General features: G+C 62.8%; 25 protein-coding genes. 12 read left to right on the top strand and 13 right to left on the bottom strand.

Annotated features, from left to right (window positions below; genetic code table 11):
• Window positions 1-15: 15 nt before the first annotated feature.
• Window positions 16-1590: a methyl-accepting chemotaxis protein gene (locus tag Q7V46_RS11300; RefSeq protein ID WP_304913644.1), complete on the bottom strand. Its 1575-nt coding sequence runs from the start codon at window positions 1588-1590 to the stop codon at window positions 16-18.
• Between the two features lie 345 nt (window positions 1591-1935).
• On the opposite strand from Q7V46_RS11300, the gene Q7V46_RS11295 reads away from it, so the two are divergent.
• The gene (locus tag Q7V46_RS11295) at window positions 1936-2781 is read left to right on the top strand and encodes an enoyl-CoA hydratase-related protein (protein WP_304913643.1); all 846 of its coding nucleotides are present in this window, start codon (window positions 1936-1938) and stop codon (window positions 2779-2781) included.
• A gap of 46 nt (window positions 2782-2827) precedes the next feature.
• Here the strand turns inward: Q7V46_RS11295 and Q7V46_RS11290 are convergent, their stop codons facing one another.
• From Q7V46_RS11290 to Q7V46_RS11280, 3 genes are all read right to left on the bottom strand, one after another.
• Entirely contained in the window at window positions 2828-3901 is a 1074-nt protein-coding gene (locus Q7V46_RS11290; protein ID WP_304913642.1) for a hypothetical protein, read from the bottom strand.
• Window positions 3902-4176: 275 nt separating this feature from the next.
• Complete coding sequence (locus tag Q7V46_RS11285; RefSeq protein WP_304913641.1) at window positions 4177-4509, bottom strand: DUF1161 domain-containing protein; 333 nt, start codon at window positions 4507-4509, stop codon at window positions 4177-4179.
• A gap of 123 nt (window positions 4510-4632) precedes the next feature.
• Window positions 4633-5850, bottom strand: coding sequence for a 6-phosphofructokinase (locus tag Q7V46_RS11280; protein ID WP_304913640.1), 1218 nt, complete (start codon window positions 5848-5850; stop codon window positions 4633-4635).
• 189 nt (window positions 5851-6039) lie between these two features.
• Between Q7V46_RS11280 and Q7V46_RS11275 the strand changes: the two genes are divergently transcribed.
• A complete protein-coding gene (locus Q7V46_RS11275; protein ID WP_304913639.1) occupies window positions 6040-7101 on the top strand; it encodes a histone deacetylase family protein in 1062 nt (353 codons plus the stop codon).
• Window positions 7102-7194: 93 nt separating this feature from the next.
• On the opposite strand, the gene Q7V46_RS11270 is transcribed toward Q7V46_RS11275, so the two are convergent.
• Both Q7V46_RS11270 and Q7V46_RS11265 read right to left on the bottom strand, forming a co-directional pair.
• Window positions 7195-7746 carry a DUF3455 domain-containing protein gene (locus tag Q7V46_RS11270; protein ID WP_304913638.1) on the bottom strand — a complete coding sequence of 184 codons (552 nt, stop codon included), beginning with the start codon at window positions 7744-7746 and terminating at the stop codon, window positions 7195-7197.
• 105 nt (window positions 7747-7851) lie between these two features.
• Entirely contained in the window at window positions 7852-8448 is a 597-nt protein-coding gene (locus tag Q7V46_RS11265) for a ferritin-like domain-containing protein (protein ID WP_304913637.1), read from the bottom strand.
• Between the two features lie 260 nt (window positions 8449-8708).
• Here Q7V46_RS11265 and Q7V46_RS11260 point away from each other — a divergent pair, with 260 nt between their 5' ends.
• The 5 genes from Q7V46_RS11260 (at window position 8709) to Q7V46_RS11240 (ending at window position 12311) form a co-directional block, all read left to right on the top strand.
• Entirely contained in the window at window positions 8709-9662 is a 954-nt protein-coding gene (locus Q7V46_RS11260; protein WP_304913636.1) for a DUF3034 family protein, read from the top strand.
• A 55-nt stretch (window positions 9663-9717) separates the two neighbouring features.
• Window positions 9718-10194 (top strand): group 1 truncated hemoglobin, encoded by a 477-nt coding sequence (locus Q7V46_RS11255; RefSeq protein ID WP_304913635.1) that lies wholly within the window; start codon window positions 9718-9720, stop codon window positions 10192-10194.
• 11 nt (window positions 10195-10205) lie between these two features.
• Entirely contained in the window at window positions 10206-10853 is a 648-nt protein-coding gene (locus Q7V46_RS11250; RefSeq protein WP_304913634.1) for a plastocyanin, read from the top strand.
• Between the two features lie 95 nt (window positions 10854-10948).
• Entirely contained in the window at window positions 10949-11521 is a 573-nt protein-coding gene (locus tag Q7V46_RS11245) for a sigma-70 family RNA polymerase sigma factor (protein ID WP_304913633.1), read from the top strand.
• A 10-nt stretch (window positions 11522-11531) separates the two neighbouring features.
• On the top strand, window positions 11532-12311 hold the full coding sequence (locus Q7V46_RS11240) for an anti-sigma factor domain-containing protein (protein WP_304913632.1): 780 nt from the start codon (window positions 11532-11534) through the stop codon (window positions 12309-12311).
• 13 nt (window positions 12312-12324) lie between these two features.
• Here the strand turns inward: Q7V46_RS11240 and Q7V46_RS11235 are convergent, their stop codons facing one another.
• Window positions 12325-12861 carry a DUF962 domain-containing protein gene (locus tag Q7V46_RS11235; protein WP_304913631.1) on the bottom strand — a complete coding sequence of 179 codons (537 nt, stop codon included), beginning with the start codon at window positions 12859-12861 and terminating at the stop codon, window positions 12325-12327.
• A gap of 113 nt (window positions 12862-12974) precedes the next feature.
• Here Q7V46_RS11235 and Q7V46_RS11230 point away from each other — a divergent pair, with 113 nt between their 5' ends.
• Window positions 12975-13685 (top strand): Crp/Fnr family transcriptional regulator, encoded by a 711-nt coding sequence (locus Q7V46_RS11230; RefSeq protein ID WP_304913630.1) that lies wholly within the window; start codon window positions 12975-12977, stop codon window positions 13683-13685.
• Window positions 13686-13738: 53 nt separating this feature from the next.
• Here the strand turns inward: Q7V46_RS11230 and Q7V46_RS11225 are convergent, their stop codons facing one another.
• The 5 genes from Q7V46_RS11225 to yaaA all read right to left on the bottom strand — a co-directional run bounded on the left by Q7V46_RS11225 (window position 13739) and on the right by yaaA (window position 17954).
• Window positions 13739-14035 carry an RNA-binding protein gene (locus Q7V46_RS11225; protein ID WP_304913629.1) on the bottom strand — a complete coding sequence of 99 codons (297 nt, stop codon included), beginning with the start codon at window positions 14033-14035 and terminating at the stop codon, window positions 13739-13741.
• Window positions 14036-14514: 479 nt separating this feature from the next.
• Window positions 14515-15366 carry an NADPH-dependent 7-cyano-7-deazaguanine reductase QueF gene (gene queF / locus Q7V46_RS11220; RefSeq protein ID WP_304913628.1) on the bottom strand — a complete coding sequence of 284 codons (852 nt, stop codon included), beginning with the start codon at window positions 15364-15366 and terminating at the stop codon, window positions 14515-14517.
• Window positions 15367-15384: 18 nt separating this feature from the next.
• Window positions 15385-16311 carry an alpha/beta fold hydrolase gene (locus Q7V46_RS11215; protein WP_370690332.1) on the bottom strand — a complete coding sequence of 309 codons (927 nt, stop codon included), beginning with the start codon at window positions 16309-16311 and terminating at the stop codon, window positions 15385-15387.
• Complete coding sequence (locus Q7V46_RS11210; protein WP_304913627.1) at window positions 16269-17159, bottom strand: 2OG-Fe(II) oxygenase; 891 nt, start codon at window positions 17157-17159, stop codon at window positions 16269-16271. The genes Q7V46_RS11215 and Q7V46_RS11210 overlap by 43 nt, the downstream gene beginning before the upstream one ends.
• 18 nt (window positions 17160-17177) lie before the next feature.
• Complete coding sequence (gene yaaA, locus Q7V46_RS11205) at window positions 17178-17954, bottom strand: peroxide stress protein YaaA (protein WP_304913626.1); 777 nt, start codon at window positions 17952-17954, stop codon at window positions 17178-17180.
• A gap of 272 nt (window positions 17955-18226) precedes the next feature.
• Here yaaA and Q7V46_RS11200 point away from each other — a divergent pair, with 272 nt between their 5' ends.
• Genes Q7V46_RS11200 through Q7V46_RS11190 form a run of 3 tightly spaced genes read left to right on the top strand, consistent with a single transcriptional unit; the run spans window position 18227 to window position 20782 of the window.
• On the top strand, window positions 18227-18835 hold the full coding sequence (locus Q7V46_RS11200; protein ID WP_304913625.1) for a VOC family protein: 609 nt from the start codon (window positions 18227-18229) through the stop codon (window positions 18833-18835).
• A gap of 13 nt (window positions 18836-18848) precedes the next feature.
• Window positions 18849-20579 (top strand): FAD-dependent oxidoreductase, encoded by a 1731-nt coding sequence (locus tag Q7V46_RS11195; RefSeq protein ID WP_304913624.1) that lies wholly within the window; start codon window positions 18849-18851, stop codon window positions 20577-20579.
• A complete protein-coding gene (locus Q7V46_RS11190; RefSeq protein ID WP_304913623.1) occupies window positions 20576-20782 on the top strand; it encodes a DUF2783 domain-containing protein in 207 nt (68 codons plus the stop codon). Before Q7V46_RS11195 ends, Q7V46_RS11190 begins: the two co-directional genes overlap by 4 nt.
• Window positions 20783-21351: 569 nt before the next feature.
• Here Q7V46_RS11190 and Q7V46_RS11185 read toward each other — a convergent pair.
• Window positions 21352-22500: an IS481 family transposase gene (locus Q7V46_RS11185; RefSeq protein ID WP_304913622.1), complete on the bottom strand. Its 1149-nt coding sequence runs from the start codon at window positions 22498-22500 to the stop codon at window positions 21352-21354.
• A 264-nt stretch (window positions 22501-22764) separates the two neighbouring features.
• Here Q7V46_RS11185 and Q7V46_RS11180 point away from each other — a divergent pair, with 264 nt between their 5' ends.
• Window positions 22765-25665, top strand: coding sequence for a valine--tRNA ligase (locus Q7V46_RS11180; protein WP_304913621.1), 2901 nt, complete (start codon window positions 22765-22767; stop codon window positions 25663-25665).
• Window positions 25666-25709 lie beyond the last annotated feature (44 nt).

Here is a 25709-nt window from a genome sequence, read left to right as displayed (position 1 = left end):
AGCGTACCCGCAGGTTCAGCTGGTGTGTCCCAGCCTGAAAGTCTTGACTACCTCGGCCAGCCTGCCCGCCTGCTGCTCCAGGCTCGCCGCCGCTGCGGCGCTCTGCTCCACCAGCGCGGCGTTCTGCTGTGTGGTCTGGTCCAGGTGAGAAACCGCACCGCTGACCTGACCGATCCCGGTGGTTTGTTCGATGGTGGAGGCGCTGATCTCGCTGATGAGGTCGGAAACACGACGCACCTGACTCACGATGTCGTCCATCGCGGTGCCAGCCTCGCTCACCAGGCGCGAACCCGCCTCGACCTTGTCGACACTGGCGCCGATCAGTTCCTTGATCTCTTTGGCGGCGCCGGCACTGCGCTGTGCCAGACTGCGCACTTCGCTGGCCACCACGGCAAAGCCCCTTCCCTGTTCACCTGCTCGTGCGGCTTCCACGGCGGCGTTCAGCGCCAGGATGTTGGTCTGGAAAGCGATGCCATCGATCACGCCAATGATGTCGCCGATCTTGCGCGAGCTGGCCGAGATGTCGTCCATGGTGGCCACCACCTGGTTCACCACCTTGCCGCCTTCTTCGGCTGCGGCACTCGCAGAGCCTGCCAGCTGGGTGGCCTGGCGCGCGGTGTCCGCGTTGCCCTGTACGGTGGTGTTCATCTGCGCCATCGAAGCAGCGGCCTGCTGCACGTTGGAGGCCTGCTGCTCGGTTCGCTGTGAAAGGTCGGCGTTGCCAGTGGCGATTTCGGTCGAGCCGATGGCGATGGAGTCGGAAGCGGTGCGCACCTGACCCACCACATGGGCCAGGCTGGCCTGCATGGCCCCCAGTGACGACAGCACACTTTCGGGCGCTGCGCTGGAGGCGCCGCGCACAGGGCTGAGATCGCCCGCCGCCACGCGTTGTGCCACCTGGCCAAGTTCCTCCGGCTCGGCGCCCAGCTGGCGCACGATACTGCGCGAAATCGTCAATGCCAGACCCAGTCCGCACAACAGGGCCACCACCAGGGCACCCAGCATCAGCGACAGGAAGCGACCGGCCTCTCCCATGGCCACCGCGTTCTGCTCCTGCAGCCTCGCTTCCTCGAAGTCGATCAGCTTGTTGATGGCGCCGAGCCAGGCCACGTACTGCGGCTTGGCTTCGTTCCACAGCAGCGCCTGCGCGCGCTCGTTATCGCCGGCATCCACCAGCCCGATCACGGTGCGGGTGGTGGCCACAGCCCTGTTTTCGATATCCTGGATCTCGCCATAGAGCGTGCGCAGCTGGCTGGCATCGGCTGAAGTCTGCAGCAGCTTTTCCAGCGGTCCTGCGGAGTCCGCGTAGAAGCGGGCCAGCTCACCAATGGTGGCGACCTCCCTGGCGCGGTCGGCACTGGAGCTGCTGAGCACCACGTCGCGCACGGCAATGGCCCGATCGTGCGCTGAACCGCGGAAGTTGATCGCGAAGCGCTGAATGGCTGCATGTTCCTCGCTGTTGGCTTTGAGCGCTGTGTTGATCGCCTGCACCTTGATGATCGCCATCACAGCGACCGCCACCAGAATCGCCAGCATCAGGCCGAAGCCCACATACAGCCGCTTGCCCACCGTCATTGAACCGAAAGCCATGAAAGACGCTCCTGAATAATTGTTGAATCGCCTGCAACGCCTTCCGGGTGCAGGTCTTGCGCGTCGGCACGGAAGCTCCGTGGCACAAACTGTCGCTGATGGGGTTTCGACGTTCCACAGGGAAACTTGATCTATCACCCGGATTGTTTTTGTCTATGACAAACTATTTCAAGTATCAGCGGTGCAGCAATTTCGAGGTCCATCGACCTGCGGTTTGCGTTCGTCAATCAATTTTGTCCATGACAGATAGATCAAGACACCCAAGAGACATAGCGAGCCACCGAGCGCTTGACACAATCACCCATCTCCGGGGCCACCGCTCATTCACTCAGGCTGAAGATCACCATGCAATCAGACATTCAATGCTTCGAATTCAGGCTTGAAGACCAAGTCGCCCACTTGGTGCTCAACCGCCCGGAGGCCATGAACACCATGCATCCCACGTTCTGGCGCGAGCTGGACGAGGTGCTCACGACCCTTCACAACGAAGGAACGGCCCGGGCACTGGTCATCAGCAGTACCGGCAAGCATTTCAGCGCAGGCATGGCACTGGAAACCTTTGCCGGGGCCATCCAGATGGACGACCAGAGCCCCGAAGGCCGGGCCGCCATCTTCGACCTGCTCACCGACATGCAGGCCACTTTCACCAAGATTGAAAACCTGCGCATCCCGGTGATCTGCGCCATCCAGGGCGGTTGCATTGGCGGCGCGGTGGACATGGTCACCACGGCCTGCATCCGCTACGCGAGTGCCGACGCCTTCTTCTGCATCCAGGAAATCAACATCGGCATGGTGGCCGACGTGGGCACACTGCAGCGCCTGCCCAAGCTCATTCCGTTTGCAGTGGTCAAGGAAATGGCCTACACGGGCCGACGTATGCCCGCCAGCAAGGCGCTGACCTATGGCCTGGTCAACGAGGTGTTCGACACGCACGAGGCCACGGTGTCCGCCGCGCTGCAATGCGCCAGAGAAATCGCCAGCAAACCCCCGGTGGCCATCTGGGGCACCAAGCAGGCGGTGACCTATGCGCGCGACCACTCGGTGGAAGACAGCCTGCGCCAGATGGGCTGGCTGCAGGGCGCGATCTGGAGCAACGCCCACGTGCGCGAATCCATTGCCGCCATGAAGGACAAACGGGCAGGCGAGTTCACACCACTGGCGCGCCTGCAGGGGTTCAAGGAACTGGGCTGAGGCGCAGATACGCGGATCTGGAACGGGTGGCGCCCGCCGCTCTTGTTTATTGGGTGTAGAGGGAAGGCCAGTGCGCCCACGCCAGGTACCAGCCATCCTCCACCACCGCTCCCAGATACTTGCCCTCCAGCGCGGCATTGATGTCAGGCAGGCCAAACGCTGCCGCCACAAAGTCGGCACAGTTTGAAAGACCCAGGCCATTGCCTCCCCGTGTCACCCCACCCCGAAACAGGCTGGACAAATCCCCGTTCGTGCTCTTCTTGAGCCACTCGGCCTGGTCGGGGGTGATGGGGTTGGCCACGATCCAACGCACCGCGTGGTCACCGACAGGAACGATCTCCATGTTGATGACAGGACCTGCGGTGAATCGAATGGCGTTGTTGATGTAGTTGTAGACGATCCGGTCGACCGCAGAAGCCTCCAGGCAGCAGGAGGCCAGCAGCCCGTCGTAGGCACAGGTGACGTTGACATGGCCCGGCGCCTGATTGGCGCGTTCGAACCGGAACAAGTCCCACTTTTCCACCACGGCCTGGATGTAGTGGGGCTTCTCGGCCTCATCGGCGCTGCGGACCTCTGGATCCAGATCCGGCAACACGTTTCTCATGATCTTGGCCTGATCACGGGCAAGGAAGGCCGCGCTTCGGAGATGCACTGGATCGGCATCCCATTCGGCCATGTGCGCGTAGAGTTGCAGCGGCATCAGGGCCCCACCCCGAAGATCGTGAAGCACCTTGCCCAGCGCCTGCTCTGCCTCACCCCGCGCACAGTGCGCCAGCGAGTCCACACCAAGCTCTTTGGCCGATGTGGACAGGGGCGGCGACAGGAAGGAAAGGACCATCCTCCTCAGCGCGTCCCAATCCGGCGCATCCCGCATCTCTACCCAGCGAACGTAAATGCCCTTGGCAAACCCATAGAGCTTCCGGATGTGCTCCTGGTCCACAGAGCTCAGCGCAGAGACAGAAATATCGAAATCTTCCCCACGGTAGCGCTGCTTTCGCAGATTGCGGAACCCGGAAGGGAGAAACGTGGAAAAAGCCTGGTTGTGACTGGTTGTCACGCGGGATGAAGGGAAGGGATTTGAAAGGCCAGACAGATAGCTGTGCGCGTCAGAGGTCATCATTCATCACTTCAAAAAAGAAGGCAATCGCCAGAACAAGCGGTCAGTGAGCGATCTTTTTGGTGAGGATCGGAGCCAAGGGGGCTCTGCTGGTCGGAGTCACCCGCCCACTGTGCTGTCTTCACGCAGCTTTCATGATTGCAGTTTCGTGGATTTTCTGGTCGTTGATGGCCAGAACAACCCCCGCGTTACCCGGCAATTCATACCAGCAAGCCATGCAAGGTGGGAAGACAACACCCGTTCTGATTGAGGGCTTGAACAAGGCGTGGCATGGATTTTCAGGGCTTGCAGCCACCGCCTTTGACCATCGATCCGTCGCGGCACTCGACCCAGATGTCCTCGTCTGAGGATGTGCGCTTGGGGCGCGCGGCTGCACCGCCAGGAGCATCTGAACCTCGCGCGTAGACGATTTTCCTCGTGCCCTGGCCGCAGGTGCCCACGGTGTCACCCGAGACCACGGCATCTGCGTTGACCACGGTGACCGTAAAGCCCGTCGCGCCTTTGGCAGCGATATTGGCCTCGATCCGAGCACGCAGAGGCTCGCAGTTGTCGGCGTGGGCGCCCGTGCTCAACAGCACGCTGGCGGCCAAGATGAGGAAATACTTCAACATGACAGTCAAAAAAACACCGAATGGATGTGTCGTGAAGGTGGTGCGTCAGATTCCAACCTGATCCTGGGAAGCTTCCAATGGCCATCCGGTTCCCGACAAGGGCGGGCATTTCCTGCAATATTGCTAACGGGTGTTCAACACTTTGGACACCCCGTTGGGGCGCAGCCGGAAGGCGTCCGGCATACCCGAACCCAGCAGCGGCCGCAAATAAAGGCGAAAGGCATCGGTCACATCGGTGCCGCTGGCGGTGATGAACTCGTCTTCCATGACCCGCGTCTTTCCCGCCACGGCCTCCAGCGGCAGCAGTTCGTAGTCGGCCGAATAAAAACCCGTGCGCTTGATGGCCACCGAACCATCCACGCCACCCCACATGGAAAACTGAACCGCCTTTTCGCCCACTTCGCGGGCCTCACGCTGGTCCACGTCCGACACGCAGCCGATGAAGCTGCGCTGCAGGTAGCCGAAGGTGTCGCCACGCACGCGTTTGATGCCGAGCTTGGTCTTGATCTCCTCGCACAGCAGATCGGCCAGTGCGCCGGTGCCTGAGAGTTGCACGTTGCCATGGGCGTCCTTCTCCACGTCCCTGGCCAGCTGGGTGATGATGGGCTGGCCCGAAGCGTCGTGAATGCCCTCGCTCACCGCGATCACGCAGCGTCCAAAGCGCTCGTAAGTGGCTTTCACGTCGGCCAGGAATCGGGGAATGTCGAACACACGCTCAGGCACGTAGATCAGGTGCGGGCCGTCATCGGGAAACTTCTTGCCCAGCGCCGAAGCCGCGGTCAGAAAACCCGCATGCCGTCCCATGACCACGCCCACGTACACCCCAGGCAAGGCTGCGTTGTCGAGGTTGGCACCGGCAAAGGCTTGCGCCACGAAACGCGCAGCCGATGGGAAACCGGGCGTGTGGTCGCTGCCCACCAGGTCGTTGTCGATCGTCTTGGGAATGTGGATGCTGCGCAGTGGGTAGCTGGCCTTGCGGGCTTCTTCGCTGACGATGCGCACGGTGTCCGAAGAGTCGTTGCCACCAATGTAGAAAAAGTGTTCGATCTCGTGCGCGCGCAGCACCTTGAAGATTTCCTGACAGTACTTGAGGTCGGGCTTGTCGCGGGTGGAGCCCAGCGCCGAAGACGGCGTGTTGGCCACCGCTTCCAGGTTGTGGCTGGTTTCCTGGGTGAGGTCGAGAAAGTCTTCATCCACGATGCCGCGCACACCATGGCGAGCACCGTACACCCGCTGCACCTGCTGAAAACGCCGCGCCTCCAGCGCCACCCCCACGAGCGACTGGTTGATGACGGCGGTGGGGCCACCACCCTGGGCGACGAGGATTTTTCCGGATGGCATGGGTTTTCCTTGAATAGGTAGGGGAGTTCGGACGCCGCACGACGGCAACTGCATCATGATGCACGGCGCGGCGCCCATTTCCAAGTGGCACACTTTCCTTCTTCACAGGCAGGGTCAGACTGATTTCCCTGCTCGAGACCATCACAGCCCGTTTTCTGGTCCGAACCATGGAACGCAAGCGCACCACACATGAAAACCATCTACAACCCCCACCACAACCTGCACCAGGGACGTGAAGAAATGTTTCGTGGCCGCATGGTGCCCTGCCACGAAGTACCGGCGCGCCTGGATTTTGTCTTGGCTGAACTGCAGCGTCGCCCTCTGGGGGCACTGGAAACCCCCGCAGTGGGCGACACCGAGCTGGATGCGGCCATCGCACGCGTACACCGTGCACGCTACCTGGAATTTCTGGTCAGCGCCTGGGACGAATGGGTGGCCATGGACCCGCAGAACGCGCAGCGTGATGCCCTGCCCTCTGTGTGGCCTCTGGGCAATCCGAACGGCTTCCGTACCGACGCTCTGCCACACAACTTCGCCGCGCGCCTGGGTTTGTTTTCGTTCGATTCGGGCTCACCACTGACCGCTGGCACCTGGGCGGCTGCGCGTGGCGGCGCAGCCTGCGCACTGGCCGCTGCACAAGCGTTGCTCGCCGGCCAACGCAGTGCCTTCGCACTTTCCCGCCCCCCCGGCCACCACGCCGGGCCGGATTTTTTTGGCGGTTACTGCTTCCTGAACAACGCCGCCATTGCCGCACAGACCCTGCGCGACGGCGGTCTGGCAAGGGTGGCTGTGCTGGACGTGGACTACCACCATGGCAACGGTACACAAACCATCTTTTATGAGCGGGACGACGTGCTCACGGTCTCCATCCACGGAGACCCGACGACCGAATACCCGTTCTTCCTCGGCCATGCAGACGAGCGAGGGACCGGCGCAGGCGAAGGCTTCAACCTGAACCTGCCGCTGCCACGCGGCACCCACTTTGCCACCTGGCGCGCGGCGCTGGACCAGGCGCTGGACGCTGTTGCCGCATTCAAGGCGGACGCGCTGGTGGTGCCCATGGGCCTGGACACCTTTGAAGGCGACCCGATCTCAGGCTTCACGCTTCAGAGCGGTGACTATTTCGCCATGGGTGCAGCGCTGGCCAGTGCCGGTCAGCCCACGCTCTTCACCTTCGAGGGCGGCTACGCAGTAGAGGCGGTGGGCACCAATGCTGTGAATCTGCTGGAAGGATTCAACCACGCGGCATGAACGCATGAGCCGTGTTCATGGCCAGATCCACAGCCATGCAAAGATCGAACCCGAAGGCCCCAGAAGGTGCCCTCTGGTCCGGTCGGGCAAAGATCAGCCCGCCTTGTAGAAGATGTAGTCGGCTTCGTAGTTCACGATCTGCCTGACACCCGTGTTGGCTGCACCACAGGGCATCGCTGGCGCAACGCCACCCTTGGTGGCCACGCGCTGGATGTAGCTCACGCCCTGCATGGCGCCCATGCCCATGGCGGGGTTGGCCTTCACCAGCTGAAGCGGAATGTTGCCCGTGCCACCGGGTGCCACCGCGAGCTGGGTGGCGGTGAGCTTGGAACCGTCCATGCTTTCCCAGGTAGCGGGCGGGCCATAGTACGTGCCCACCTGCTTGCCACTGCGGTCCATCAGCTTGGCGTCGGGGCCCGCAAACACCCACTCGTACTGGCCGGGCATGTCGGTCTTGACACGGCATTCGTAGGTGATCTGGCCCACGCCAACGGTTTCCATCACCACCTTGTTGCCGGCGGGCACCTGCACGGCGGCGGGAAGGGCAGCCTGGGAATACGTCATGGGTGACGGTGCGCTCATGTTGGAGGCACAGGCAGCGAGGGAAAGGGCGGCGGCAGCGGCCAGGGTGGTCTTGATGATCATGGGTAACTCCTCGAAGTGCTTGTAGGCAGGGTTGAAAAAACAAAAGTGACAGCAATAAAGGCCGAGGCGGCGCATGACCGCCCCGGTCCTTGGAGACTCAAATGTTCAGGCGCCGAAAGACAGTGCGCCTGGTGGCAGCGAACGGCCCAGCGCACTGGTAAGCACCGTGTAGTGCATGGTTTCGTCGGCCGCGAGTCGCGCGGCGACCTTGGCCAGCTCGCGGTCGCCCAGTGCGGGAATCACGCTCAGGTAGGCATTCGTGGCGCCCAGCTCCAGGCGCGCGGCCAGGTCGAGCACGTCACCCTGGCTCTTGAGTGCGCCAGCGTTGAGCGCCTTGGCGTATTCCTCAAGCTTCATCTCGGCCACAGGTTTCCCGCCCAGTTTCTGGATGGTGGCCACCAGCGCATCGCGATGGGTTTTGTGGTGCCCCTGGAACTGCACTGCCACGTCCAGCACAGGCTTTTGCAGCAGGCCACTGCCTGCACCGAGCTGGTAGGCGTTGATGGCTTCATGCTCCAGACCCAGAGCCACGTTGAGGATGTCCACGTCCTTCGACGTGTCGCTCTTCATGCCTTGCGCCATCACATCCTTGCCTGCGAGCAGTGCCACCGCAACGGCCGAGAGGGCGCCGCCACCGCGGATGAAGCCACGGCGCGAAGCCGGTGAAGTGATCAGGGATGGGGGATTCTGGAGGGTGCTCATGGTGTGTCCTGTTGACTTGTTGATGTGAGGGTTCATTGGTTGACGGGGCGCCATGTGTGACAGCCGTCACGGTCAATACGCAGGACACACCGGAACTGGATTCAGAAAAACCAAGCAAATTGCTCGTCTTTAGAAGTTCTCATGCCGACATGAATCCATTCGCGACGGTGGCGCGTATTGATGATGTCGACCCCAAATAGCCTTGTGCAGGGGTTCGGCGCTCAAAGCTCCCTGTACCAAACCCACCTCCAACCACCCCCATGAACCTGCTTGCCACTCCTCACCGTTGCGCCCTGCTCAGCAGGGGCCTGTTGCCGTTGACCGCCGCCGTCCTGCTGGCCGTCGCCACTCCCGCACATGCCGATACCGGCAAGCTGCTGTTGACAGGTGGCGTCAGCACAATCGAAGGTGCCGCCGGTGGCGGCATTTCGCCCTGGGCCGTGATCGGCACCCAGGCCACCGAAGGCGAGCGCGGCATGTCGGCCTATCTGAGCCGCGTCGAAACGCAGGACTACGGCCTGACCGCCACGGGCGTGGCCGTGGGCTTCAACGACCGTCTGGAACTCTCGTTCGGCCACCAGAACTTCGACACCGGCATCACCGGAACACTGCTGGGCCTGCCCGGACTGGACCTGAAGCAAAACATCTTTGGTGCCAAGGTGCGCGTCGCCGGCGACGCGATCCTCGACAGCAACACGCTGATGCCACAGATTGCTGTGGGTGTGCAACACAAGCAGTTGCAGTCCAGCGGGCTGGATGCCACGCTCGATGCCCTGGGTGCCAAGCGCAGTGGTACCGACGTGTATGTGAACGCCACCAAACTGTTCCTTGCGCAAGGCGTGCTGGTCAACGCCACGCTGCGCGCCACCAAAGCCAACCAGAACGGCCTGCTGGGCCACGGCGCACGCCTGGGAGGTGCCGACAACGGCTACGAATTTCTGCCCGAGTTTTCAGTGGCCTACCTGATCAGCAAGAACATCGCAGTGGGATTCGAATACCGCGACATGCCCAACAAGCTGCAGCGCGCCGGTGCCGCCGCCGGCCTGGGTGATGGCCTGCGCGCCGACGCCTGGAAAGACATCTTCATAGCCTGGGCGCCGAGCAAGAACGTGTCGCTGACCGCAGCCTATGTGGACCTGGGCCGCGTGGTGCCCGCCACCACCAACAACAAGAAGCAGACGGGCGTGTATGTGTCGGCCCAGTTTGCGTTCTGAGCGCCGGTACTTCGCCACTTGTGCCACCTGTATCCACCCTTTTTTCAAACCAATCATGAAACACTTCATCACCTGCGCTTCTCTCGCTCTGATGGCCTTAGGCAGCAGCCATGCCACCGCACAGTCCGCGCCCATGGCACCCTCGGCCGCGTCGGCCTACCCAGTGGCCCCAGCCTCGGGCCTTTATCTGGCCTTCGGAGAACAGGCCGGCATTCGCAGCCTCATGGATGACTTCGTCGTGCGCCTCAAGACCGACCCACGCATCGGCGATCAGTTCGCCGACACCAACCTCGACAATCTTTCACGCTCATTGACCGACCAGCTCTGCCAGCTCACCGGTGGCCCCTGCGTCTACAACGGTCCCGACATGAAAACCGCCCATGCCAACATGGACGTGACCAAAGGTCACTTCAATGCGCTGGTGGAAGTGCTGCAACAAAGCATGGACGCGCGAGGCATTCCCTTCAAGCGCCAGAACCAGATGCTGGCGCTGCTGGCACCCATGCACCGCGACGTGATCAACACACGCTGAAGGGCCTCGACATGAACTGCAAACCCATGCTGCTGGCCAGTGCTGCGGTTTTCGCGATGATCGCGCAGGCCGCCACCGTGCAGGTCACCGTGCTTGCACGCGATGGCAAACCGCTGCCCAACGCCGTGGTCGTGATCGAACCTGCAGGTGGCACACGGCCGACCCCGCCTGCACCGGTGCAGGCCATCATTTCGCAAGAAAAAATGCAGTTCGTGCCAGCGGTCAGCGTGCTGCCGGTCGGTTCTCGCGTCACCTTCGTGAACAACGACGGGTGGGAACATCACGTGCGTGGCGTACCTGTTGGCGTCACCAATCCGAGCGGCAACGCAAGCGGCATCGAGCTGCGTCTGGCCGGCAGGATCGAAGGCGGTACGCCTGCCTCAGCGGAAGTGACATTGGCCCAGCCCGGTGCCCTTCAACTGGGCTGCCACCTGCACGGTTCGATGCGTGGCTTCGTCTACGTGACCGACTCGCCTTTTACGGTGCAGACCGACGCCAACGGCGTGGCCACCATGCGCAACGTGCCCGAAGGAGCCGCCAGCGTGCGCGTGTGGCACAGCGACCAACTGTTGGAAGGCAAACCCACGGAGCTGATGATCGCACCGGTCACCGCCGTGAGCGTGCCCACCCAGGTCACTCCGCGTCGGCGGCGATTGTGAAATCACATGGGCAGCTGCGGCTGGCCGGCCATGGGCCGGCGCGCCAATCCGCCCCCAAATGGGCAGTTGCGGCAGGGTTCCCTCACAATGCGCGCATGAGTCTCGAACCCGACGCCCTGCTGATGTCCCTGATCGACCGCGTGGCGGCTCGCGAAGAAGCCGCCCTCAAGGCACTCTACGAGCTCACATCGCCCAAGCTCTATGGCCTGTCACTGCGCGTGGTGCGCAACAGCGAATGGGCAGAAGATGCGCTGCAGGACACTTTCCTGCAGATCTGGCGCACCGCGCCGGACTACCGCGCCAGTCTGAGCCCACCCATGGCCTGGCTTGGACTCATCGTGCGCAGCCGCTCGCTGGATCTGTTGCGTCGCCGCAAGGCCGAGCGCGACCATCTGACCGACACCATGGACGAAACCATGGCCGAAACGCTGGAGAGCGATTCACCCAACCCCATGGACACCAGCCTGGCCAGCCAGCAGGCCTGGGCACTGCACCAATGCCTGGGTAAACTGGAAAACAAACAGCGCGAGGTGGTGAGCCTGGCCTACCTGCGCGACCTCAGCCATGGCGAGCTGGCGCAGCAACTCAAGCTGCCACTGGGTACAGTGAAAACCTGGATCAGGCGCGGGCTGGACCAGTTGCGCCAATGCATGGCGCGTTTCGCGTGAAGGGTGGCACATGAACATCCACGACCATCCTGAACTGCTCGATCAACTCGCCGCCGCCTACGCGCTGGGCACCTTGCGGGGCGGCGCGCGCCGCCGCTTTGAAGCCCTGGCCCGGGAAAAAGCGCCGGTGCGCGCCGCCGCGCTCATCTGGCAAAGCCGGGTCGCCAGCATGAACGAACTGCAGACCACCCACACGCCCTCACCTGCCGTGTGGACACGCATCAACAACCTGGTGCAGGCCGAACGCGATGAGGCCTCCATGGCCGCGGTCCGCATTCCCACGCCCGCGCCGGCGTCGGGTGGCTGGTGGCGCAACCTCACCGTGTGGCGCAGTGCGTCAGCAGCTGGCGCGCTGGCCACCGTGCTCGCCGTGGTGACAGCGGTGGGCCTGCGCGACGACCTGGGTGCCCGGATTGGTGAGCTTCAGGCGCAACTGGAGGCCACACCCGCCATCGAATACGTGGCGGTGCTCAACGACGAACAGGCCGGTGCGGCCATGCTGGTCACGTTCGATCCCAAGAGCGGTCGCCTTACCTTGCAGCGTGTGGGGGGCTTCCAGGAAGCAGCCGACAAATCGCTGCAGCTCTGGGCATTGCCGCCCACAGGCGGCCCCCGTTCACTGGGGGTGTTGAGCGAAGAACGGCTGCTTCAGTTGACCGCTGGTGAAGCCGACGTGCGCGAAGTGCCCACCCTGGCCATCAGCCTGGAACCCAAGGGCGGCGTGCCCAGCGAAACCGGCCCGACCGGACCGGTGCTGTTCAAGGGTGCGTTGATTCAGAAAATGCTGTGACAGCTTGAGCCGCTCAGACAGTCAGGCCGCTGCACCCTGAGCCTGTCTGTGCCCGGGGCCGCATCACTTGCCGCTCGATTTCGGCCTTGAGGTCCAGCCGCCAACCCAGCGCAAAGGCCAGCTTCACCACAAGGAACAGAGGGCCGATCAGCAGGCCCACGATGTCGTCCACGAACGCAGGCTTGCGCCCTTCATAGTAGTGACCCAGGAACTGAATGGCCCAGCCCACCACGAACAGGCCGATGCCCGTTGTGAGCCACAGCACCGTGGATTGCGCGGCCAGCCCGTGAGCAAAAGCCACGAACACAGCCAGCCAGACCGCCATGGTCAGGCCGAACCGCAGGTCCAGCCGAAGGTAGAACAGCACGCAGGCCAGGCTCACCAGCACCGCGGGCGACACCGGCAGTCCACCCACCAGCCAGACCGGGCGGGCCAGCATGGTGGCCACCGCCAGCATGATCATGGGCACGCCCACCACATGGGTGGCCACGTTGCGTGCGTCCAGGTGGTAGGCGGCGTAATGGGAAAGGTGTTCGGTCAGGGTTTTCATGGGTCACCTCATATGTTGACGTGGCCCGCATGTTCATTCACGCTCCCGACCATCGTCTGTCGGGCAGCCGACACAATGGCAACCTCCACGCGTTTACACCTATGCGCGACCCCATGAACAACGATCCAGCGCAACACCTGCCCATCCTGCAATCGGGCCGCTGGTTCCGCCAATTGCCGCCGGCGTTTGCCGATGCGCTGGTCGGCATGGGGCAGGTGCGTCATCTTCAAGCGGGTGAGGTGCTGTTTCTGCGGCAGAGCCCGCCCTGCGGCCTTTACGCGGTGATCAGCGGATCGGTGCGCATCTCCGGTCACGACGGCGCGCCCGAAGCCGCACGTGAAACTCTGCTGGTGCTGCTGGGCCCACCGGCATGGTTCGGTGAAATCGCGGTGTTCGACAACGCAGCGCGCACCCACGACGCCCACGCGCACGAAGCCACCACCGTGTTGCAAGTGCCTCACCGCGAGCTGCAAGCCTGGCTGGACCAGCACCCGCAGCACTGGCGCGACCTGGGTCTGCTCATGGCAGACAAAATGCGCCTGGCATTCGTGAGCCTGGAGGAACAGACCGCGCTGACCAGCGCACAGCGACTGGCACGCCGCCTGTTGCTGATGGCCAGAGGCTATGGCCTGGGGGCGAATGAACAAGCCACGAGACGCGTGCTCGCCATCACGCAGGAAGAGCTGGCGCACATGCTGGGCCTCACCCGCCAGACCACGAACCAGTTGCTGCACGACTTGCGTGAGCGGCAGATCGTGCGTGTCTCACGCGGTGAAATCGAAATCCTCGACCTGGATGCGCTGCAGGCCATCGGACATTCCTAGACGAAAAAAAACCGGCGCAAGGCGCCGGTTTTTTTCAGGACAAGCCTGCTGGATCAGTAACGACCAGCGCCCGAACGGTAACCACCGCCGGTGCTGCCGGCTTCTTTCGGCCGGGACACGTTGACCACGATCGAGCGGCCGTCAACCGATTGACCATTGAGGCCATCGATAGCGGATTGGGCTTCTGCTTCGGAACCCATTTCGACAAAGCCGAAGCCCTTTGAGCGGCCGCTTTCGCGGTCGGTCATGACCTTGGCGGAAGCCACTGCACCGTATTCGGAGAAGTTGCTGCGCAGGCTGTCGTCGGTAACGGAGTAGGGCAGGTTGCCCACGTAAAGTTTGCTGCTCATAGGAGAGCCTTTCGATAGAAGCGTGTTCAGCCAGAAAAAACGGCTTCACGACGCGGGGAGATGGCGGTTTCTTTCGATTCCACCTGAAAAGGGTGTCGCACCGGAGGTGCATCCGAACACGTGCGCACGCAAGGTGGGACATCGGTCGGGGTTGTGCCAGGAACCTGGCGAGTGGAGGGAGATCGGCAGTTTGCGGCGCAAGCGGGCAACTGCCGTGTGTGAATGGAGCCAGAAAAGAAGCCCAGCGGTTCGCGGCTTGGCGAAGGGGGCTGGTTCGGCGAGGGGCCGAGAGCGAAGCCAGTGCGCAAGATTTGCGGTGTCTGGCAGCCTCTTTGGATCAGCGTATGGTGCACGCGCATCCAGAAAGGAATCTACTGATGATAAGGGTGAATCATCAATTCACCTAATGTTCTTTTTTAGCGCCCCAGTTCAACGCCCTGTCGTACCGGTCGAAATGATCGACCCTTCCCAGCAACCAATCACTGGCGCGCCGTTCGCACATTGGCCGGCGGCAACTGTGGGTGGCTGCTGCGCCAGGGGTTGATGTCGAGCCCGCCGCGGCGGGTGTAGCGGGCGTACACCATGAGCTTGGCCGGCTTGCAGCGCGCCATGATGTCGCTGTAAATGCGCTCCACGCACTGTTCGTGGAATTCGTTGTGGTTGCGAAAGCTCACGATGTACTGCAGCAGGCCGGCCTGGTCGATCTGCGGACCGCTGTAACGAACCTGCAAGCTTCCCCAGTCGGGCTGGCCAGTCACCAGGCAGTTGCTTTTGAGCAGGTTGCTGACCAGCGTTTCATCCACCGGCTTTTCGTCAAACGCGGCTGTGAGCAGATCGGGCGCGGGTTCATAGCGCGTGCACTCCACATCAAGCCGGTCGATCGACAGGCCATCGAGTTCCTGAACCGGTTCGCAGTCGAACAGCTCAGGCAGGAGCAGACGCACACCGGGCGATGACTGAATTGCCCCACCCTGCCAGATGGCCGCGCCCACATCGCTGCGAATGCGGTCACGCACCGCATCGGCACTCTCGAACCGGGTGTTGTTGAAGCTGTTCAGGTAGAGCTTGAACGACTTGCTCTCGACGATGTGCGTGCTCTCACAGGGAACGGTGATGTGGGCCAGCGCCACCTGTGGTTTGCCGCGCAGGTTGAGCCAGCTCAGCTCGAACGCGGTCCACAGGTCGGCACCCAGAAACGGCAGGCTGCCCTTGATCCCGATCTCGACCCGCTTGGGCTCGCGTGGCAGCGGGAACAGCAGTGAAGCGTCGTACTGATCGGCGTAGGCAGAAGCCTTGCCAAGCTGGGAGTGTTCGGGGATGTTGGCATTCATGATCAGCAAGTCGGGAAATCAGGCTCGGGCGGCCTTGAGATGGGGAACGATATGTTGGGCCAGTTGCACCGCCACCCCAGGCGGCCAGTCGTGGCCCATGCCTTCGATGGAAGTGAAGCGGGCGCCGGCAATGCGCGCTGCGGTGTCCTGGCCGCACGCCATGGGCACCAGCGGGTCGGCAGTCCCATGCAGCACCAGGGTGGGGCAGGACACTTTATCAAGCAAGCTGTGGCGTCCGCTGTCGGCCACGACAGCCATGAGCTGCCTGGCCACCCCCTCGGGATGGTAACTGCGTCGGGCACCTGCCATCAGGTGTTGTTCAAAGACCGGCATGTCTTGCGGGTACGCCGGGCTGCCAATGAGGCGGAAGATCTCCAGCGTGTGCGCCACCACGTCTTCGGGCGAACGGCTGCGCGGGCGCTTGAGCAATGCACGCATCACATCGCTGCGTGGCCCCGGCAGACGAGGGGCGCCGCTGGAACTCATGATGCTGGTCAGGCTGAGCACCCGCTCAGATGCCGTGGCTGCGATGCGCTGGGAGATCATGCCCCCCATGGACACACCCACCAGATGGGCCTGTCTCAAGTCGAGCGCGTCCAGAATGCCCAGAGCGTCCTGTGCCATGTCTTGCAACCCATACGGAGGTTTCGGTGCCCAGCCCAGCCGGTGCCTGATGACCTGCCATGCCATGTTGGGTACACCCAGATGGTCCAGGTGCGTGGAAAGCCCGATGTCGCGGTTGTCGTAGCAGATGACCCGGTAGCCTGCATCGCGCAGCGCCTGCAACAGGGTGTCGGGCCAGGCCGTGAGCTGCATTCCCAGGCCCATGGTGAGCAACACGGCAGGCGCCTGGGGATCGCCAGATACCTCGACTTCGAACTGCAGTCCGTTGCCCAGCACCTTCATGTAAAGACGCGCTCGCGCAACCACTTGGTAGCCACCCACTTTTCGCCTTCGATGACCGGCGCGCCACCGTGCAGGGTGCGTGTGGTGGGGTGGGGCCTGTCGTAGCTGAAGAACACCGCGTTGCCGCGCTGGGGTGCGACTTCCAGGCCCACATCAGGAAAAGTGGTGCCACCACCGCAGGCCGGTTCGCTGAGGTACATCACCAGCGTCGCCAGGCGTTGCCCCCCGCGCTTGAGAATGGTCGGCGTGCCCGGCTCGGCAGGGTCGAAGTAGTCATAGTGCGGCTTGTACTCGGCACCGGGGTGGTAGTGCAGCACCTGCATGCCTTCTCCGTGGTCGACCGGCCAGTTCAGCAGCCGGGCAATGCGCGCTTCAATGCGGGTGATCAACTCGCTTTCACCGCGGTTGAAAAACATGCCGTTGCTGGTGCGGTCAGGGTTGAGCTCTTCGCCACCGGTCTGGGTCTGCACGGTGAGCGAGCGTGCCATGCGCGGGCGGGCCGCTGCGATCAGGGCATCGCACTCTTCGTCGCTGAGCAAGCCGCCCAGAACCACCACCCTCGGCTGGGTCAGTGTGGCCAGCACGTCAACGGAGCGATCGCCAGCGTCTACCTTGCGAGGTGATCGGCTCAGATCCAGGTCGGGAACCTTCGCATTGGCTGTCCGAGTCAAAACGCCCTGCTCTGGCGACTGCACCGCCGTGTCGGCCACCTCCACGGCAGGTGGTCCAGGTTGCTGTGCCGGCAGCGTGTTCTGCAGCGCGTGACTGGCCACATCGCGCGCCCAGCCGGCGGTCATCATGGCGGCCAGGATCGATTCATGCGAATGCCCTGCCGCAGACTGCTCAAGAATCCACTTCCGCAATTCGATGGTGATGATCTGGCTCATGTCTGCTCCAGGTGCCGTTCAGGCCTTTTGCTCACGTCGAAACACCAGCCGATCCGTACCGGACGCGGCTGGCACGAACCGGTAGCCCTCGGCGTCAAAGGCCTTGAGCTGCTCGGGCGTGGTCACCCGGTGCAGCACCGCATGCCGCACCATCAGGCCACGCGCGCGCTTGGCCATGAAGCTGATCACCTTGTAGCCATCGGCCTTGCGCTCTTCAAACACGCAAGTGACCACGCGCGGCACCAGTGTCTTTCGATCGACCACCTTGAAGTACTCTTCACTGGCCAGGTTGATCACGACCGGGCTCAACTCGGCGCGTGCGCGCTCGTTGAGGTGCTGCGATACCTGGGTACCCCAGAACTGGTACAGATTCTTGCCCTTGGGCGTCACCAGGCGGGTGCCCATCTCCAGCCGGTACGGCTGCATCAGGTCCAGCGGACGCAGGACGCCGTAAAGACCGCTCAGGATGCACAGGTGCTGCTGCAACCATTCAAGGCTGGCTTCGTCGAGGTGGGCAGCGTCAAGACCGCCATACACGTCGCCATTGAATGCCAGCACCGCCTGCTTGGCATTGCGCGACGTGAACTTCGGCCGCCAGGCCTGGTAACGCGCCACATTCAAGCCAGACAAGGTGTCCGACAGGCCCATGAGTTCAGCCACCTGCTGGGGTGATTTGTCGCGCAGCACACCGATCAGTTCGGTGGCCTGGTTCATGAAAAGCGGCTGGGTGTGGGTGTTTATGTGGGCCGGCGTCTCGTAGTCGAGCGCTTTGGCCGGAGAGATGAGGAACAACATGCGCGCGATTTTGGCATGGGGCAGAAAACCAACCGCCACCCCCGCCAAACGCCTGGGTTGGCCGAGGCCTGGTTCAAGTGCAATGTTCAGCTTCATTCTGACCAACACACTTTGCCCTTCGCCATCCGCGCCGGGAGTGGAATATTTGTTCCCAACCCATCGACAGCGCACCGGGAAACCCTCAAACTGGCACGGAGTAAGCGATAAAGAATTTCCTTTTGGGAAATGAATTGCACAATGGTGAATTGCCTACCGGCTTTCAGGAGACCGACATGCCCACCACCCTGCCCCCGCCAGCACCCATTCAGCAGTTGCACCACTACGCTTACCGGGCCAAGGATGCTGAAGAGACGCGCCGCTTCTACGAAGACATCCTGGGTCTGCCGCTGTATCACATCATCCAGAGCGACGTGGTACCGAGCACCGGCGAATACTGCCCGTACACCCACTTCTTCTTCCGCCTGCAAGACGGCTCGTTCATCGCATTTTTCGACCTCGGTGACGATGTGGCCGCGCTGCCCAGCCCGAACACACCAAAGTGGGTCAACCACATCAGCTTCAGGGTGAACACCATTCAAGAGCTGGAGAACACCAAGGCCCGGCTGGAAGCCAGCGACATCGAGGTGCTGGGCGTGACCGACCACCACATCTTCAAAAGCATTTACTTCTTCGATCCCAACGGCATCCGCCTGGAACTCACAGCGCAGTTGGCTGACGAGTTTGAAATGCTGGAAGAAAGCAAGACCGCTCACGTCCGCCTGGCCGAATGGACAGTGCGCAAGGAGCAATGGCGCAAGGAGCGGGCTGAAGGCAAGACGGCCGCCCCACTCAAGCCACAGCAGAACGACCGACCTGAAGTGATCGCACGCACGCAGCCTTGAACGGGACGCGCCCATGAGCCCCCCTGTTTACCGCGACACCGCCCTCACCAATCACTACGAATTCACCAGCGGTGCCGGTTATGTGCTGCCGGAGTACCCGTTTGTGCCACCCCCGGAGCTGCACAGCGGCACCGTGGAGCGCTACCCCATCGTGATCGTGGGCGGCGGCATCAGCGGTCTCACGCTGGCCTGCTCGCTGGCGCGCCTGGGGGTGAAGGCGGTGCTGATCGACGAAGACAACACAGTGGGTGTCAAGGGCGCTTCGTCGCGCGGCATCTGCTACACGCAGAAGTCGCTGGAAATCTTCGAGCGCCTGGGTATTTTTGAACGCATCGCCGCCAAAGGCACGCAGTGGAGCGTGGGCCGCACCTTTGCCGGTGAAGACGAGGTGTACAGCTTCGACCTGCGCCAGCAGGGCAACTTCCACCTCAGCAGTCAGCCGCCGTTCATCAACATCCAGCAGTTCTACATCGAGAGCTTTCTGGTCGATCGCATCCACGATCTGGGCACAGTCGAACTGCGCTGGCAGAACCGACTGACCGCTTTCGAGCAGAACGCCGATTACGCCACGCTCACGGTGGAAACGCCCGCGGGCACCTACGCGCTGGAAGCCGACCACGTGATCGATGCCACCGGCTCACACAGCCCGCTGCGCCAATGGCTGGACGTCCCGTTTGACTCGCGCCGAGGCGACGACCGCTGGTGCATCGCCGACGTGCGTTTCAGCACCCGCCCGCCGGTGGAGCGGCACACCTGGATCGAAGCCCCGTTCAACGAAAACAGGGCGGTGTGGCAGCACCTGATGGCCGACGACGTCTGGCGCATCGACTACCAGATGGCGCCCAACGCCGACCCCGAACTTGTGAGTCGCGAAGACGTGGTGCGTGAGCGACTGGCCCGGCAGTTCGGCCCCGATGTGGAGGTCGAGATTGTCTGGGTAGGCCCCTACGCCTACCGCAGCGAATGTGTGCACGCCCTGCGCCATGGCCGCGTGTTCCTCATGGGCGATGCGGCCAAGGTGGTCAGCCCTTTCGGCGCTCGCGGTGGCAACACCGGCGTGGCCGACGCCGACAACCTCGCATGGAAACTCGCGGCCGTGCTGCGCGGCAAAGCCGACGCGGCTCTGCTGGAGAGCTATGGCGACGAGCGCCTGGAAGCGGCGCAGCAAAACGTGTGCGTGACCAACCGCACCGCCCGCTTTCTGCGGCCCGCCGATGGCGCCGAACGACTGTTCCGCCAGGCCACCATCGGCCTGGCCCGGCAATACCCTTTCGCACGCAGCTTGATCAACACCGGCCGCATGGCGGTGGCCAACCCCTACAGTCATTCAAGGGCATGCACCTACGCACCGGGCAGTGCCGCCGGGCAGTCGGTACAGAACGTGTCTTTTGCCTGGGCCGACGGATCAAGAGGCCGCGTCAACGACTTGCTCGATTGGGCCGCCGGTGATCTGCTGGTACTGGTGTTTGGTGATCTGTCGCCATCGGCACTGCAACGCCTGCGCCGCCTTTGTTTTGACGCACCGGTGCGCAGCGTGCAGGTGCTCGGCATCGACGCCACCGCGCAAGCGGTGGAGCATGTGCGCGATCCACAGGCCCACTTGCAAGGCGCCTGCCATGTGTTTGGCCACGCCTGGGCGCTGGTGCGGCCCGACGGCTACCTGGCCGCCAGCGGCGAAAGCGTGAACGGCCAACTGGTGGCGGCGATTGAGCGCTCCCTGGGATTGCGAGGAGACACCGAATGAAAACGACACCGCATTTTCAGGATGCCGACGGGTTTTACGAGCAGCTGATGGATGCGCACGTCGGGTTGAGTCGGGAGGCTTCCGAGCTGCTCAATGCCCGCCTGATTTTGTTGCTGGCGAATCAGGTGGGGGATGCGAGGGTGTTGGGGGAGTGTGTTGAGGCGGCGCGGAAGATGCCTGTTCCCGCTGCGGATCCCTCTTGAGGGCCGGGTGGCTCTCGGGTTGGTATTGTTGCGTTGTCGCTGTGTTTTTCCTTTCGTGGCGTGCCGGGATGTGCGCCCGGCGGCGCACCTGCTTTCTTTGTGTCGACAAAGAAAGCAGGCAATGAAAACGACCCCTGCTGCGCGAGACCCTGCGCTGCGCTACGGGCACCCTGCGGTGCTCACCCAGGGCGGGGTCTGCGCAAACTCGCTGCGCTCAGACATGCGCAGCCCTTCATCCGCCCAGGCCTGCGCTCCTCGGCTCGCGCAGAAAGGGCCTTCTCCTGATGCAGGGGCTTTTGTTCGAGGGGGAGCCCGATCCCGCATTCGGGCCCCTTCTGCCGGTGCCGAGGAGCGCAGCAGCGGGCGGAATAAAGGCCGTGCATGTTTGAGGCGATAGCCGAGTTTGCACGGACCCCGCCCGCTGCGAGCACCACAGGTTGCCCCGGAGCGCAGCGCAGGGGTCACTGGCAGCAGGGTCGCCTTTCTTTGGGTTACCTTTCTTTGGCGACGTGTATGGACCGGAGACATAGGAAACAGGTGTGCGGAGACATAGGAAACACCTCGAAGTCTCAGGAAGCGGTGGTCAAGCGGTTCAAATCCAGGCGCATGAAGCGCTGGTGGCAGAAGAACACATCGTAGACGCCATCGCGCTCGTGATCTGCTCGGAACGCGATGGGCAGCTTGAGCAAGGAGCTGGAGACCTTGATCTTGTGCCCTTTGAAGCTGGCTTGCCCGTCCCAGCTCACCGTGACCACGGTGTCCCCCGTGGGGTATTCAATCTCCGGTAGTGTCTGCGCATATGGAATCGGACTGGTTCGGTAGCGCTTGGCTGGCGTCTGAAGATTCAACGCATCGTGCGGGCGCTCGTGGTTGTACACACCTCGCCAGTGCGTGAACGCGGTTTGCGCCTGCTCCAGGCTGATAAAGCTGCGCCCAGCCAGCACTTCCGTGTTCAAGGAGCCGTGAAAGCGCTCGACCTTGCCGTTGGTTTGGGGGTGGTAGGGCGCGCTGTGGCTCACATGTATGCCAAGACGTATGAGCCAGATGCTTAACTCGCTCAAGCTTTGCCCCGGCGAGCTCGGACTGCCCCAAGGCGCACCGTTGTCGGCGTTGATCCGTGCAGGCAGGCCGTAGCGCTGGAACACAGCTGCCAGATGAGGTTGCACGCTGGAGGTCCTCACATTCGCGCAGGCTTGCAGCGCAAGATTGAAACGGGAGTGGTCATCCAGCAGAGTCAAGGGATAGCACTTGCCCTGGTGGGTGGCAAAGTCGCCCTTGAAGTCGATTTGCCACAGCGCATTGGGCTGATCGTGCTCGAAACGGATCCAGTGCTGGGCGGCCTGGGTGGCCTCGCAAGAGATCAAGCCATGGCGGTGCAGGATGGAGGTGACGGTGCTCGGGGGTGGCCCGTTGAGAAGCCCGAGCTCGCTCAAGCGCCGCGCGATCTTGCGACCACCCCAGCCGGGGTGCTGAGCACGCAGCTCAACCACGGCGCGCTCCACCTCGGTTGAGCTGCGCGAGGGGCTGTTGTTCGGCTTTCTTGAGCGTGGCACCAGGGCGGCAACACCTTCCTGCTCATGCCGAGCCAGCAGGGTGTAAGCAGTCTTGGGGCTGATGCCGAAGCGGCGGCACAGTTCTCGACGGTTGGCACCCTCCTGGAGGGCCAGTTCCAGAAACTCGCGTTTGATGTCCATCAGGGCTCTCGGTGTCCAGGGCATAGGGCTCTCCTTGCGCTGTTCGCGCAAGAAAAGTGTTTCCTATGTCTCCGCACACCTGTTTCCTATGTCTCCGGTCCATACAGCGACGCAAAGAAAGGTAACTCGCCCGCCGGGGCGAGACCCGGCACGCCACGAAAGACAAAACACACAGACAACGGAATCCTCAGCGCTAGCCAGCAAGGCACGCCCCGTAAAATCGAGGGTTTCCCAGCCGGGAGCGGGCCAATCCACCCGCACCCCCGCCACTATCCCCGGATCCCCACCATGTCCCAAACGCCCGCCCAGCCCGGACTCGACAGCCTGTCGAAGTCCTTCGAACCCGCCGCCATCGAAGCCCAGTGGGGCCCTTTCTGGGAACAGAAAGGCCATGGCCGTGCCGGCTTCCGGGGCACCGGTGTAGCCGAGGCAGGGGCGCCCTCGTTCGCGATCCAGCTGCCCCCGCCCAATGTGACCGGCACGCTGCACATGGGCCACGCGTTCAACCAGACCATCATGGACAGCCTCACGCGGTATCACCGCATGCGCGGGCACAACACGGTCTGGGTGCCAGGCACCGACCACGCCGGCATCGCCACGCAGATCGTGGTGGAGCGCCAGTTGCAGGCACAAGGCATCAGCCGCCACGAGATGGGGCCCACACCCACCGAGGCGCGCAAGAACTTCGTCGCCAAGGTCTGGGAATGGAAGGAAGAAAGCGGCAACACCATCACCACGCAGATGCGCCGCATGGGCGACTCGGTGGACTGGAGCCGCGAGTATTTCACCATGGACGACAAACTCTCCACCGTGGTGACCGAGACTTTTGTGCGCCTGTACGAACAAGGCCTGATCTATCGCGGCAAGCGCCTGGTGAACTGGGACCCGGTGCTGATGTCGGCGGTGTCTGACCTGGAAGTGGAGAGTGAAGAAGAAGACGGCTTTCTATGGCACATCGCCTACCCACTCGCTGATGGCAGCGGCACGCTGACCGTGGCCACCACCCGCCCGGAAACAATGCTGGGCGACGTGGCCGTGATGGTGCACCCGGAAGACGAACGCTACATCCACCTGATCGGACAGATGGTGAAGCTGCCACTGTGCGACCGAGATATTCCGGTCATTGCCGACGACTATGTGGACCGCGCCTTCGGCACCGGCGTGGTCAAGGTCACGCCCGCGCACGATGCCAACGACTATGCCGTGGGACAGCGCCACAACCTGACCATCATCGGCGTGCTGGCACTCAACGCCACCATCAATGACAACGCGCCCGAAAAATACCGTGGCCTCGACCGCTTCGTGGCCCGCAAGGCCGTGGTGGCCGACCTCGAAGCCGCCGGCTTGCTGGTTGAAGTGAAAAAACACAAGCTCATGGTGCCGCGCTGCGCCCGCACCGGTCAGGTGATCGAACCCATGCTGACCGATCAATGGTTCGTGGCCATGCAGTCCAAGGGCAACGAGAAGAACACCAGCGGCACCTCCATTGCCGACAAGGCCATTGCCGCCGTGCAATCGGGCGAAGTGACCTTCGTGCCCGAGAACTGGGTCAACACCTACAACCAGTGGATGAACAACATCCAGGACTGGTGCATCAGCCGCCAGCTCTGGTGGGGCCATCAGATTCCGGCCTGGTACACCGAAGATGGCGACGTGATCGTGGCGCGCAACGAAGCCGAGGCGCAGGCACAGGCACCGGGCAAAGTGCTCATGCGCGATCCTGACGTGCTCGATACCTGGTATTCATCCGCCCTGGTGCCCTTCAGCACCATGGGGTGGCCGAATCAGAAGGAAGGCGCAACCGAAGACTACAACCTGTACCTTCCCAGCAGCGTGCTGGTCACCGGCTACGACATCATCTTCTTCTGGGTGGCCCGGATGATCATGATGACGACCCATTTCACCGGCCGCGTGCCGTTCAAGCACGTCTACATCCACGGCCTGGTGCGCGACGCGCAAGGTCAGAAGATGAGCAAGAGCGAAGGCAACGTGCTCGACCCGGTGGACCTGATCGACGGTATCGACCTCAGCGCCCTGCTGGACAAACGCACCACCGGCCTGCGCAAGCCCGAGACCGCACCCAAGGTGCGCAAGCAGACCGAAAAGGAATTTCCCGAAGGTATACCAGCCTACGGTGCCGACGCGTTGCGTTTCACCTTTGCCGCGCTCGCTTCACTGGGCCGCAGCATCAACTTCGACAGCAAGCGTTGTGAAGGCTACCGAAACTTCTGTAACAAGCTCTGGAACGCCTCACGGTTCGTGCTCATGAACTGCGAGGGGCAAGACTGCGGTCTGAAGGACCACACCAAGGAAGAATGTGCCGTCGACCAGCCCTTCCACGGCTACCTGAGCTTCAGCCAGGCCGACCGCTGGATCAGCTCGGTGCTGCAGAAAGTGGAAGCCGAGGTGGCCAAGGGCTTCGCCGAGTACCGGCTGGACAACGTGGCCAACACCATCTACGACTTCGTCTGGAACGAGTTCTGCGACTGGTACCTGGAAATCGCCAAGGTGCAGATCCAGACCGGCGACGCATCGCAGCAGCGCGCCACCCGCCGCACGCTGATCCGCACGCTGGAAGCCATCCTGCGCCTGGCGCACCCCGTCATTCCGTTCATCACCGAAGAGCTATGGCAGAAAGTCGCACCGGTGGCCGGCCTGCCAGGTGAATCGGTCAGCGTGGCGCGCTACCCGGAGAGCCAGCCCAGCAAGATCGATGAAGCCGCCATCGCACACGTCGTCAAGCTGAAGTCGCTGGTCGACGCCTGCCGCGCGCTGCGCGGTGAAATGAATGTGTCGCCTGCCACGCGCCTGCCGCTGTACACCGTGGGCGACGCCGACTTCATGCGCGCCGCGGGCCCGGTGCTGCAAGCCCTGGCCAAACTCAACGAGGTGCGGGTGTTCGACGACGAAGCCAGTTGGGCCGCCGCCGCACAGGCCGCCCCGGTGGCGGTGGTGGGCGAAGCGCGCCTGTGCCTGTTCATGGAGATCGACCTGGCGGCTGAAAAAGCCCGACTGGGCAAGGAAGCCACCCGGCTTGAAGGCGAGATCGCCAAGGCCAACGGCAAGCTCGCCAACGAAGCCTTCGTGGCCAAGGCCCCGCCAGCGGTGATCGATCAGGAGAAAAAGCGCGTGGCGGACTTCACGGCCACACTGGCCAAGGTGCGGGAACAATTGGGCCGCCTGAATTGACCCATCCCTGCCGCCCACAGGCACGCCATCAAGATGTACCGGGG

The sequence above is a fragment of the Hydrogenophaga sp. genome, from assembly GCF_030651625.1.
Classification (GTDB): domain Bacteria; phylum Pseudomonadota; class Gammaproteobacteria; order Burkholderiales; family Burkholderiaceae_C; genus Hydrogenophaga.
Note: the sequence above shows the minus strand (reverse complement) of the source record. Positions and strands in the feature narration are given on the sequence as shown.